An 11,511-nucleotide genomic window follows, 5' to 3' on the forward strand; every position below is an offset into this window, starting at 1 on the left:
GGTCGTGCTCCAGCCTCAGCTCACGAACGGCATGTCGAAGCCCTTCAGGAGAGCCTTGGCTTCCTGGTCGGTCTTCGCCGTAGTGACGATGATGATGTCCATGCCGCGGATCTGATCGATCTTGTCGTAATCGATCTCCGGGAAAATGATCTGCTCCTTGACGCCCATGGCATAGTTACCACGGCCGTCGAAGCTGTCACCCGGGATACCGCGGAAGTCACGGACGCGCGGCAACGCAATCGTCACCAGGCGATCCAGGAACTCGTACATGCGGTCGCGACGGAGCGTGACCTTGCAGCCGATCGCCATGCCTTCGCGCAGCTTGAACTGGGCGATCGACTTGCGCGACTTGGTCACCACCGGCTTCTGACCGGTGATGGCGGCCATCTCGGCCACGGCGAGCTGGATCTTCTTGGAGTCGGCGACAGCCTCGCCGACACCCATGTTGACCACGATCTTCTCGATCCGCGGAACTTCCAGGTCGTTCTTGTAGCCGAATTCCGACTTCAGAGCGGCGCGGATCTTGGAATCGTAAACTTCTTTCAGACGTGCGGTCATGCCCGGGCCCTCACAGGTCAATGACTTCGCCGGACCGCTTGGCGACACGCACCTTGCGGCCATCCTCAAGGATCTTGAAGCCGACGCGGGTCGGCTTGCCATCCTTGGGATCGACGTGAGCGAGATTGGAGACGTTGATCGGCGCCTCCATCTCGATGATGCCACCCTGCGAGCGGGCGCTGGCACGCTGGTGCTTCTTCACCACGTTCACGCCCTGCACAACGGCACGGTTCTCCTTGGGGAAAACCTTCAACACCTCGCCGGTCTTGCCCTTGTCACGGCCGGTCAGGACAACGACCTTGTCCTTGGTCTTGATCTTGGCGGCCATTACAGCACCTCCGGCGCCAGCGAGATGATCTTCATGAACTTCTTGCCGCGAAGCTCACGAGTGACCGGCCCGAAAATACGGGTGCCGATCGGCTCGCCCTGCTTGTTGATCAGCACGGCGGCGTTGCGGTCGAAACGGATCGCTGACCCGTCCTCCCGACGCAGTTCCTTCGCGGTGCGGACGATGACGGCACGATGCACGTCGCCCTTCTTGACGCGGCCCTTCGGAATGGCCTCCTTGACCGAGACGACGATGACGTCGCCCACGGTCGCGACCTTCCGCTTGGACCCGCCAAGCACCTTGATGCACTGCACCCGGCGCGCCCCGCTGTTATCGGCGACTTCCAGGTTGGTTTGCATCTGGATCATTGTTTACGACCTTTCGTTATCACGCGGCGCCGCTGTCGGCGGCGGACTCCGTCACGACCGTCCAACGCTTGGACTTCGAGATCGGGCGGCATTCGATGATCGAAACGGTATCGCCGACCTTGAACTGGTTGCCCTCGTCGTGGGCGGCGTACTTCTTCGACTGACGAATGAACTTCTTGTACACGGGGTGCATGACACGGCGCTCGACAAGAACCGTAACGGTCTTGTCGCACTTGTCGCTGACCACCGTGCCCTGCAGAACGCGGCGAGGCATGGATGATCCCCCTTACTTGCCGGCGTCGGCGGAGCGGGCACGCTCGCCGAGGATGGTCTTGATGCGGGCGATGTCGCGACGCACCGTGTTCACCCGCGCGGTGTTCTCCAGCTGGCCGGAGGCCTTCTGGAAACGCAGGTTGAACTGTTCCTTCTTGAGCTGGAGGAGCTGATCATTCAGCTCATCCGCGCTCTTCGTACGAATGTCTACGGCCTTCATGCCGCGGTCTCCTCGACACCGCCCAGGCGGGTCACCAGCTTCACCTTGATCGGCAGCTTCGCGGCCGCCAGAGCGAAGGCGGTTTTTGCCACATCTGCCGGCACGCCGTCCAGTTCAAACAGGATGCGACCCGGCTTCACGCGAGCCGCCCAGTACTCCGGCGAACCCTTACCGGAACCCATGCGGACTTCGGCGGGCTTGGTGGAGACGGGGAGGTCCGGGAAAATGCGGATCCAGACGCGGCCCTGACGCTTCATCGCGCGGGTGATCGCGCGGCGAGCCGCTTCGATCTGACGGGCGGTGATGCGCTCCGGCTCCAGGGCCTTCAGGCCGTAGGAGCCGAAATTGAGGGCGGTGCCGCCCTTGGCGTTGCCGTGGATGCGGCCCTTGTGGGCCTTACGGAATTTCGTGCGCTTGGGAGAAAGCATCGCTCGGCCCCTTTACTCGCGTTCGGAGCGCTCGGAGCGCTCGCGACGGTCGCGGCGATCGTGACGATCGCGGCGCGGCTCGCCGTCGGTCGACACCGGCTCGGAACCCATGCGCTTGTCCTGCGCCATCGGGTCGTGAGCCATGACCTCGCCCTTGAACACCCACACCTTGACACCGCAGGTGCCGTAGGTGGTCTTGGCGGTGCCCACACCGTAATCGATGTCGGCGCGCAGGGTGTGCAACGGAACGCGGCCCTCGCGGTACCACTCCATGCGGGCGATTTCCGCACCGCCGAGACGGCCGGAGCAGTTGATCCGGATGCCCTGGGCGCCCAGACGCATGGCGGACTGCACGGCGCGCTTCATGGCGCGACGAAATGCCACGCGACGCTCGAGCTGGCTGGCGATGTTCTCAGCGATGAGGCGAGCGTCGATCTCCGGCTTGCGGATCTCGACGATGTTCAGGCTCACCTCGCTGCCGGTCATCTTCGACAGCTCAAGACGCAGCTTCTCGATGTCCGCGCCCTTCTTGCCGATCACCACGCCCGGACGGGCCGAGTGGATGGTGATGCGGGCCTTCTTGGCCGGACGTTCGATGACGACGCGCGAGCAACCGGCCTGCTGCAGGCGACCCTGCAGATAGCCACGCAGCTTCAGGTCCTGGTGCAGCAGGTTGGCGTAGTCGCGCTTGGCGAACCAACGGCTGTCCCAGGTCCGGTTGATGCCGAGGCGCAGCCCGATCGGATTGATTTTCTGACCCATTACTCGGCCCCCTCGGCAACGGCGGCGTCACGCTCGCGAACGATGATCGTCAGGTTGCTGAACAGCTTCTCGACCCGGGCGCCGCGACCGCGGGCACGGGCGTGGAAGCGCTTCATCACCAGAGCGCGACCGACCGTCGCCGACGACACGTACAGACGGTCGACGTCGAGCTGGTGGTTGTTCTCGGCGTTCGCGATCGCGGCCTGCAGGACCTTCTTCACTTCGCCGGCGATGCGACGCTTGGAGAAGGTCAGCTCGGCCACGGCGCGGCTGGCATCCATGTTCCGGATCAGCTGGGCGACGAGGTTGAGCTTCCGCGGGCTGGTGCGGATCATCGGATTGCGGGCCAGAGCCTCGTTCTCCGCGATCCGGCTGGGATTGGCAGACTTGCCCATGGCTTACTTCCTCTTCGCCTTCTTGTCCGCCGCGTGGCCATAGAAGGTCCGCGTCGGAGCGAACTCGCCGAACTTGTGACCGATCATGTGCTCGGTAACCAGAACCGGCAGGAACTTGTGGCCGTTGTAGACGCCGAACGTCAGACCGACGAACTGCGGCAGGATGGTCGAACGACGCGACCAGATCTTGATGATCTCGTTGCGGCCCGAAGCCCGGCTCTTGTCCGCCTTCTTCAGCAGATAGCCGTCGACGAACGGGCCCTTCCAAACGGAGCGTGCCATCGTTCGACCTCCTTACTTCGAATGACGGCGGCGCAGGATCAGGCCATCCGTCTTCTTGTTGTGACGAGTCTTCTTGCCCTTGGTCGGCTTGCCCCACGGCGTGACCGGATGACGGCCGCCCGAGGTGCGACCCTCACCACCACCGTGCGGGTGGTCGATCGGGTTCATGGCGACGCCACGGACCGACGGACGCTTGCCCAGCCAACGGTTGCGGCCGGCCTTGCCCAGGTTGGTGTTCATCTGGTCCGGGTTGGACACGGCACCGAGGGTGGCCATGCACTCGCCGCGAACCATCCGCAGCTCTCCGGACGGCAGCTTCAGCTGGGCGTAGCCGCCGTCGCGGCCGACCAGCTGCAGGTAGGTGCCGGCGGAACGAGCCACCTGACCACCCTTACCGGCCTTCAGCTCGACGTTGTGCACGATCGAACCGACGGGGATGTTCTTCAGCGGCATGGCGTTGCCGGGCTTCACGTCGACGCGTTCGCCCGAGATGACCGTGTCGCCGACCTTCAGGCGCTGCGGCGCCAGGATGTAGGACAGAGTCCCATCCTGGTACTTGATCAGCGCGATGAAGGCCGTGCGGTTCGGATCATATTCGAGCCGCTCGACGGTGGCCGGAACGTCGAACTTGCGACGCTTGAAGTCCACCAGACGATAGGTGCGCTTATGACCGCCACCCATGCGGCGCGCAGTGATGCGGCCGGTGTTGTTGCGGCCACCAGACTTGGTCAGGCCCTCGGTGAGGGTCTTGACCGGCTTGCCCTTCCACAGCTCCGAGCGGTCAACGATGACCAGCTGGCGGAGCGACGGCGTAATCGGGCGGTATTGCTTCAGAGCCATCGGATCACACTCCCGCTCAGATGCCCGTGGTCACGTCGATCTTGTTACCCTCGGCGAGGGTGACGACGGCCTTCTTGAAGTCCGAGCGACGGCCGATGGTGCCGCGGAACCGCTTGGTCTTGCCCTTGGAAACCAGGGTGTTGACCGCGGTCACCTTGACGTTGAAGAGACCTTCAACGGCGGCCTTGATCTCCGGCTTGGAGGCCGTGAGCGGCACGCGGAACGTGACCTGGTTGTGCTCCGACACCAACGTCGACTTCTCGGTGATGACGGGAGCGAGGATCAGGTCGTACATCCGCTCCTGGCTCACCGCAGGTTTCGACTGCTTGCTCATTTCAGGCGAGCCTCCAGTTGCTCGACCGCGTTGCGGGTCAGGACCAGCGTGTCGCGGCGGAGAATGTCGTAGACGTTGGCGCCCTGCTCCGGCAGCACGTCGATCAGCGGGATGTTGCGCGAAGCCTTGGCGAAATTCTCGTCCAGGTTCGAGCCATCGATGATCAGCGCGGACGTCAGGCCGAGGGTGGCCAGACGGGCGGCCAGCTCCTTGGTCTTGTGCGTCTCGGCAGCGGCAGCCTCGAGAACGATCAGCTTGCCCTCGGCGGCCTTGGCCGACAGGGCAGTCTTGAGCGCCAGCTTGCGGACCTTCTTCGTCAGGTCGTGGGCGTGCGAACGCACCACCGGCCCGAAGATGGTCGCACCGCCGCGGAACTGCGGCGAACGGATGGAGCCCTGGCGAGCGCGACCGGTGCCCTTCTGCGAGTAGGGCTTCTTGGTCGTGCCGCTGATCTCGCTGATGCCCTTGGTCTTGTGGTTACCGGAGCGGCGCTTGGCCAGCTGCCAGTTGACCATGCGGGCCAGCAGGTCGGTGCGGGTCGGCAGGCCGAACACGGCATCCGACAGCTCGATCTCGCCGACGGCTTCGTTGTTCAGGTTCTTGATCGTGGCCTTCATGGCGCTCACTCCTGCGTCTCGGCCGGGGCTTCCGCCGCCGGAGCAGACTTGATGCCGGCCGGGAAGGGCAGGCCTTCCGGAGCCTTCTTCTTGACGGCGTCACGGATGCGCAGCCAACCGCCCTCGGCGCCGGGGACGGCACCCTTGAGCATGATCAGACCACGGGCTTCGTCGACGGCGACGACCTGAAGGTTCAGGACCGTAACCTTCTCGTCACCGAGGTGACCGGCCATCTTCTTGTTCTTGAAGACCTTGCCGGGGTCCTGACGGTTACCCGTCGAACCGTGCGAGCGGTGCGACACCGACACGCCGTGCGTGGCGCGCAGACCACCGAAGTTCCAGCGCTTCATCGCACCGGCAAAGCCCTTGCCGATGGAAGTGCCGGTGACGTCGACGTACTGGCCGGCGACGAAGTGGGTGACCGACAGCTCGGCACCAACCTCGATCAGGGCATCGGCATCGACGCGGAACTCGACCAGCTTGCGCTTCGGTTCCACACGCGCCTTGGCGAAATGCCCACGCTCAGGCTTGTTGACGTTCTTGACCTTGATGGCGCCCGCGCCGAGCTGGACGGCAGTGTAGCCATCCTTTTCCTCGGTGCGAACGGCGACGACCTGGCAGCTGTCGACTTTCAGCACAGTGACCGGAACATGTTGGCCGTCGTCCGTGAAGACGCGGGTCATGCCGACCTTCTGCGCGATCAAACCGGATCGCATTGTTCTTTATCTCCTGACCAGGGACGTCCGTGAGTGGAGAGGTCCCTTACCAACCAAAATCAGAGCTTGATCTCGACGTCGACGCCGGCGGCGAGGTCGAGCTTCATCAGCGCATCCACGGTCTGCGGCGTCGGATCGACGATGTCGAGCAGGCGCTTGTGGGTGCGGATCTCGAACTGCTCACGCGACTTCTTGTCGATGTGCGGCGAGCGGTTCACGGTGAACTTTTCGATGTGCGTCGGCAGGGGGATCGGGCCCCGCACGCGCGCGCCGGTCCGCTTGGCGGTGTTGACGATCTCGCTGGTCGACTGGTCGAGCACGCGATGATCGAACGCCTTCAGACGGATGCGGATGTTCTGGCTGTCCATGTCCAAACGTCCCTTGCACCTTCTAGCGATGACGCGGACGCGTCACCGGAACTCCACGAGCTTGCTTGGGGGGCATCGCCGACAGCGCAAGGCCGCGCGCCGAACCACCGAAGCGGGGCTGACGGGCGACACAGTGACCGAAGCGACGGGCCGATACGAAAAAGAACATCCCCCGCGCACGGAGCGCGAAGGGGATGTTCCGTTCAGCAGACGGCGCGCCCTGTAGAGGCGCGCCGTGCCGTTCGTCTCGGGCTGCGTCTAGGCCGATTCTGCCTACCACCAACCCAAAATCCAGAGGGCGTAATCTCTAGGCGTTCAGCGCCCGCGTGTCAATCCTGAATCGCCCCTGGATCGGAGGAAGCTGGATCGACAGGCGGACGGTTCCAAACACCGACGCCCGATGGCTAGAACCGGGCGGGCCGCCCTTCCTGCTTACGCGGAGAAGACGGCCCGTCTCAAACAACTGGCGGCGGGATCGCTCCCGCTGCCCCACCCTTCCCTCTCCGGCGACCACCTTGCGGCGGATGCCGGATGGGTCATCACTCGACGATCTTGGCAACGACGCCGGCGCCGACGGTGCGGCCACCCTCGCGGATGGCGAAGCGCAGGCCTTCGTCCATGGCGATCGGGGCAATCAGAGCCACTTCCATCGCGACGTTGTCGCCCGGCATCACCATCTCCACGCCTTCCGGCAGCGAGACCATGCCCGTCACGTCCGTCGTACGGAAGTAGAACTGCGGACGGTAGTTGGTGAAGAACGGGGTATGGCGGCCGCCCTCTTCCTTCGTCAGGATGTAGGCTTCGGCCTTGAACTTGGTGTGCGGGGTGATCGAACCCGGCTTGGCCAGAACCTGGCCGCGCTCGACGTCCTCGCGCTTGGTGCCGCGCAGCAGCGCGCCGATGTTGTCGCCGGCCTCACCCGAGTCGAGCAGCTTGCGGAACATCTCGACGCCGGTCACCGTCGTCTTCACCGTCGCCTTCAGGCCGACGATCTCGACTTCGTCACCAACCTTCACGATGCCGCGCTCGACACGGCCGGTCACCACGGTGCCGCGGCCCGAGATCGAGAACACGTCTTCGATCGGCATCAGGAACGGACGATCCTTCGGACGCTCCGGCTGCGGGATGTACTCGTCGACCGTCTTCATCAGCGCCAGGACGGCGTCACGGCCGATCTCCGGCTGACGGTCCTCCAGCGCGCACAGGGCCGAGCCCTTGGTGATCGGAATGTCGTCGCCCGGGAACTGGTAGGACGACAGAAGCTCGCGAACTTCCAGCTCGACCAGCTCCAGCAGCTCCGGATCGTCGACCATGTCGACCTTGTTCATGAACACGACCAGCGCCGGAACGCCGACCTGACGCGCCAGCAGGATGTGCTCGCGGGTCTGCGGCATCGGGCCGTCGGCGGCCGACACGACCAGGATCGCGCCGTCCATCTGGGCGGCGCCCGTGATCATGTTCTTCACGTAGTCGGCGTGGCCCGGGCAGTCGACGTGCGCGTAGTGGCGGTTGGTCGTCTCGTACTCGACGTGGGCGGTCGAGATCGTGATGCCGCGCGCCTTTTCTTCCGGCGCCTTGTCGATCTGGTCGTAAGCGGTGAAGGTCGCGCCGCCGGACTCCGCCAGCACCTTCGTGATCGCCGCCGTCAGCGACGTCTTGCCGTGGTCGACGTGGCCGATCGTGCCAACGTTGCAGTGCGGCTTGTTCCGCTCGAACTTTGCCTTGGCCATGGGTTGGTCTCTCCGTTTCTCAATCGTTCCAGCGGTCTTCAGGCCACCTTGGCGCGGACGCCGTCCGCGATGGCCTGTGGCACCGGCTCATAATGGTCGAACTGCATGCTGTACTGCGCGCGGCCCTGACTCATGGAGCGCAGGGAATTCACATAGCCGAACATGGCCGCCAAGGGAACCAGTCCCGTGACGATTCGCGCGTTGCCACGCTGGTCCATGCCGGTGATTTGTCCGCGGCGACCGTTCAGGTCACCGATGACGTCGCCCATATAGTCGTCCGGCGTGATGATTTCGACCCGCATCAGCGGTTCCAACAGGACCGGAGCGGCTTTTGTCATCGCCTCGCGGAAGGCAGTCCGCGCCGCCAACTCGAAGGCCAGCGGGGAGGAATCCACATCGTGGGATTCGCCGCTGACCAGCGTCACCTTGACGTCGACGACCGGATAGCCGGCGACCACGCCACTGTCCTTGGTGGCTTCCAGCCCGCGCTGCACACCGGCCACGAACTCACGCGGCAGGGCCGCCGTACGGTTCTCAAACACGAAGCCTGCGCCACGGTCCAGCGCCTCCACCTTCAGCGCCACCCGCGCGAACTGCGCACGGTCTCCGGTCTGACGGGCGTGGGTGTGGTCAACCTCCGCCGTACGCAGCACCGTCTCGCGGTAGGCCACCTTCGGCGCGCCGACGGAGGCGTCGACGCGGAACTCGCGCTTCATCCGGTCGACAACGATGTCGAGGTGCAGTTCGCCCATGCCGCGGATGACGGTCTGGCCGCTCTCGCGGTCGACGGACACGCGCAAGGAGGGGTCTTCATGGCCCAGCCGGTTCAGCGCCGCTGCCATCTTGTCATGGTCGGCCTCGGTGCGCGGCTCGACCACGATCTCGATGACCGGCTCGGGGACGTCCAAGCGTTCCAACACGATCGGCTTGGCAGGATCGCACAGCGTGTCGCCGGTCGCCGTGTGTTCCAATCCGGCGAAGGCCACGATGTCGCCAGTATGGGCGCGCTCGATGTCCTCGCGGCTGTTGGCGTGCATCAGCAGCATGCGGCCGATCTTCTCGCGCTCGCCCTTGACCGGGTTGAGCATCCAATCTCCGACGGTCGCTGTGCCGGAATAGATGCGGCAGAAGGTGAGCGTCCCGACATAGGGATCGTTCATCACCTTGAAGGCCAGACCGGAGAAGGGAGCACTGTCGTTGGCCGGGCGCTCTTCGTCGCGCTCGCCGCTGACGGCATGTCCCTTGACCGCACCGATGTCGTTCGGGGCGGGCAGGTAATCGATCACCGCGTCGAGCATCGGCTGGATGCCCTTGTTGCGAAAGGCCGAACCGCAGAGCACCGGCACCACGGCGCCGGCAATCGTGCCCTTGCGGATCAGCGCGCGCAGGGCGTCCGGCGCAGGCTCATCGCCGCGCTCCAGATAAGCGGCCATCGCCGCCTCGTCGAGGTCAAGCACAGCCTCCAGCAGCGCCTGGCGGGCGCTTGCTGCCGCTTCTGCGAGATCCTCGGGAATGTCCGTGTGTTCGAATTCGGCGCCAAGCGTCTCGGCCTTCCAGATCGTGGCGCGCATTGCGACCAGATCGACGATGCCGGAAAAGCTGGCTTCGACACCGATGGGCAACTGCAGGACCAGCGGCTTGACGCCCAGCCGGTCTGCCATCATGGCGACGCAGTTGGCGAAATCTGCGCCGGTGCGGTCCATCTTGTTGACGAAGGCCATGCGCGGCACGCCGTACTTGTCGGCCTGCCGCCACACGGTCTCGGTCTGGGGCTCGACCCCCGCAACCGCATCGAAGATGGCGACGGCGCCATCCAGGACACGCAAGGACCGCTCGACCTCTATGGTGAAATCCACATGGCCGGGCGTGTCGATGATGTTGATGCGGTGGTCGCGCCAGAAACAGGTCGTGGCCGCCGAGGTGATGGTGATGCCCCGTTCCTGCTCCTGCTCCATCCAGTCCATGACGGCGGTGCCGTCATTGACTTCGCCCATGCGATAGGACTTGCCGGTGTAGAACAGGATGCGCTCGGTCGTCGTCGTCTTGCCGGCATCGATGTGAGCCATGATGCCGATGTTGCGGTAACGGTCGAGGGCGTGCGAACGGGGCATGCAAAATCACCAGGACAGGCGTGAACCTTACCAGCGGTAGTGCGAGAACGCCTTGTTGGCTTCCGCCATGCGGTGCGTATCTTCGCGCTTCTTCACGGCAGTGCCGCGCTGGCTGGCGGCGTCGAGCAGCTCACCCGACAGACGCTCGGTCATGGTGTTTTCCGAGCGGGCGCGGGCGGCGCTGATCAGCCAACGGATGGCCAGAGCCTGGGCGCGGTCCGAACGGACCTCGACCGGAACCTGGTAGGTCGCACCGCCGACGCGGCGACTGCGAACTTCGAGGTGCGGCTTCACGTTGGCGAGGGCGTCGTGGAAGACCTGAACGGGGTCGTTCTTGGTCTTGACCTCGATACGGCCCAGCGCGCCGTAGACGATGCCTTCGGCGGCCGACTTCTTGCCGTCCAGCATCAGGCAGTTCATGAACTTCGTCAGGACGCGGTCGCCGTACTTGGCGTCCGGCAGGACTTCACGCTTCTCGGCGCGATGACGACGGGACATCGTGAGTTCTCCTTACTTCGGACGCTTCGCGCCGTACTTCGAACGACGCTGCTTACGATCCTTGACGCCCTGGGTATCCAGCGTGCCGCGAATGATGTGGTAGCGAACGCCGGGAAGATCCTTCACACGACCGCCGCGGATCATGACCACCGAGTGTTCCTGGAGGTTGTGGCCCTCACCAGGGATGTAGCTCGTCACCTCGAAGCCGTTCGTCAGACGAACGCGGGCGACCTTACGGAGCGCCGAGTTCGGCTTCTTCGGGGTGGTGGTGTAAACGCGAGTGCAGACGCCACGCTTCTGCGGGCAGGCCTCCATCGCGGGAACCTTGTTGCGCGCGGCCAACGGCTCGCGCGGCTTACGGATCAACTGGTTGATCGTCGGCATATCTGCCCTTCATCCCTTCAAGATCACTCGGCCGGACGAGCCGGACGAAGCAAAAGCCCGCCTGCGAAACGTTGCCGTTCCGAGCGGGCTGAATGAGCGAAAGCCGACCGGAGGACTCCGATCGGCGGGATCGGTGGATTCAAGCGGACGCACGGAGAGCCCCGGCGTCCTTTGAAGTTCGCGGACTTTAGGGAAACGGGGTGGGAGAGTCAAGAACGGTATTTCAGCCTGTGGAAGGTCCCGTTGCTCCGGCGCGAAACCCGACAAGAAAAGGGCGCGTCCCTTGCGGAACGCGCCCC

18 protein-coding genes are annotated in these 11,511 nt (G+C 64.5%); all 18 read right to left on the reverse strand.

Annotated elements, in window-relative coordinates:
* Positions 1-15: 15 nt before the first annotated feature.
* A complete protein-coding gene (gene rplE, locus FZ983_RS21200) occupies positions 16-558 on the reverse strand; it encodes a 50S ribosomal protein L5 (RefSeq protein WP_014246897.1) in 543 nt (180 codons plus the stop codon).
* Positions 559-568: 10 nt separating this feature from the next.
* Complete coding sequence (gene rplX / locus FZ983_RS21205; RefSeq protein WP_014246896.1) at positions 569-886, reverse strand: 50S ribosomal protein L24; 318 nt, start codon at positions 884-886, stop codon at positions 569-571.
* A complete protein-coding gene (gene rplN, locus FZ983_RS21210; RefSeq protein ID WP_012973215.1) occupies positions 886-1,254 on the reverse strand; it encodes a 50S ribosomal protein L14 in 369 nt (122 codons plus the stop codon). The genes rplX and rplN overlap by 1 nt, the downstream gene beginning before the upstream one ends.
* Positions 1,255-1,273: 19 nt before the next feature.
* Entirely contained in the window at positions 1,274-1,528 is a 255-nt protein-coding gene (rpsQ, locus tag FZ983_RS21215) for a 30S ribosomal protein S17 (protein ID WP_042694099.1), read from the reverse strand.
* Between the two features lie 12 nt (positions 1,529-1,540).
* The gene (gene rpmC / locus FZ983_RS21220) at positions 1,541-1,747 is read right to left on the reverse strand and encodes a 50S ribosomal protein L29 (RefSeq protein WP_012973213.1); all 207 of its coding nucleotides are present in this window, start codon (positions 1,745-1,747) and stop codon (positions 1,541-1,543) included.
* Entirely contained in the window at positions 1,744-2,175 is a 432-nt protein-coding gene (rplP, locus tag FZ983_RS21225; RefSeq protein ID WP_012973212.1) for a 50S ribosomal protein L16, read from the reverse strand. Before rplP ends, rpmC begins: the two co-directional genes overlap by 4 nt.
* A 12-nt stretch (positions 2,176-2,187) precedes the next feature.
* Positions 2,188-2,937, reverse strand: coding sequence for a 30S ribosomal protein S3 (gene rpsC / locus FZ983_RS21230; protein WP_085088119.1), 750 nt, complete (start codon positions 2,935-2,937; stop codon positions 2,188-2,190).
* Positions 2,937-3,332 (reverse strand): 50S ribosomal protein L22, encoded by a 396-nt coding sequence (gene rplV, locus FZ983_RS21235; RefSeq protein WP_014246892.1) that lies wholly within the window; start codon positions 3,330-3,332, stop codon positions 2,937-2,939. The genes rpsC and rplV overlap by 1 nt, the downstream gene beginning before the upstream one ends.
* Before the next feature lie 3 nt (positions 3,333-3,335).
* A complete protein-coding gene (gene rpsS, locus FZ983_RS21240; RefSeq protein WP_012973209.1) occupies positions 3,336-3,614 on the reverse strand; it encodes a 30S ribosomal protein S19 in 279 nt (92 codons plus the stop codon).
* Positions 3,615-3,626: 12 nt separating this feature from the next.
* Entirely contained in the window at positions 3,627-4,454 is an 828-nt protein-coding gene (gene rplB / locus FZ983_RS21245; protein WP_012973208.1) for a 50S ribosomal protein L2, read from the reverse strand.
* A gap of 16 nt (positions 4,455-4,470) precedes the next feature.
* A complete protein-coding gene (locus tag FZ983_RS21250) occupies positions 4,471-4,788 on the reverse strand; it encodes a 50S ribosomal protein L23 (protein WP_012973207.1) in 318 nt (105 codons plus the stop codon).
* Positions 4,785-5,405 (reverse strand): 50S ribosomal protein L4, encoded by a 621-nt coding sequence (rplD, locus tag FZ983_RS21255; RefSeq protein WP_044549482.1) that lies wholly within the window; start codon positions 5,403-5,405, stop codon positions 4,785-4,787. The genes FZ983_RS21250 and rplD overlap by 4 nt, the downstream gene beginning before the upstream one ends.
* Positions 5,406-5,410: 5 nt before the next feature.
* The gene (rplC, locus tag FZ983_RS21260; protein WP_149225498.1) at positions 5,411-6,121 is read right to left on the reverse strand and encodes a 50S ribosomal protein L3; all 711 of its coding nucleotides are present in this window, start codon (positions 6,119-6,121) and stop codon (positions 5,411-5,413) included.
* Positions 6,122-6,180: 59 nt separating this feature from the next.
* Positions 6,181-6,489 carry a 30S ribosomal protein S10 gene (gene rpsJ, locus FZ983_RS21265; protein ID WP_012973204.1) on the reverse strand — a complete coding sequence of 103 codons (309 nt, stop codon included), beginning with the start codon at positions 6,487-6,489 and terminating at the stop codon, positions 6,181-6,183.
* Positions 6,490-7,028: 539 nt separating this feature from the next.
* Entirely contained in the window at positions 7,029-8,219 is a 1,191-nt protein-coding gene (tuf, locus tag FZ983_RS21270; protein ID WP_014246875.1) for an elongation factor Tu, read from the reverse strand.
* A 38-nt stretch (positions 8,220-8,257) separates the two neighbouring features.
* Positions 8,258-10,330 (reverse strand): elongation factor G, encoded by a 2,073-nt coding sequence (gene fusA / locus FZ983_RS21275; RefSeq protein WP_149225499.1) that lies wholly within the window; start codon positions 10,328-10,330, stop codon positions 8,258-8,260.
* Between the two features lie 27 nt (positions 10,331-10,357).
* On the reverse strand, positions 10,358-10,828 hold the full coding sequence (rpsG, locus tag FZ983_RS21280; protein ID WP_012973202.1) for a 30S ribosomal protein S7: 471 nt from the start codon (positions 10,826-10,828) through the stop codon (positions 10,358-10,360).
* Between the two features lie 12 nt (positions 10,829-10,840).
* A complete protein-coding gene (gene rpsL, locus FZ983_RS21285; protein WP_012973201.1) occupies positions 10,841-11,212 on the reverse strand; it encodes a 30S ribosomal protein S12 in 372 nt (123 codons plus the stop codon).
* Positions 11,213-11,511 lie beyond the last annotated feature (299 nt).

The sequence above is a fragment of the Azospirillum sp. B21 genome (assembly GCF_008364825.1).
Classification (GTDB): domain Bacteria; phylum Pseudomonadota; class Alphaproteobacteria; order Azospirillales; family Azospirillaceae; genus Azospirillum.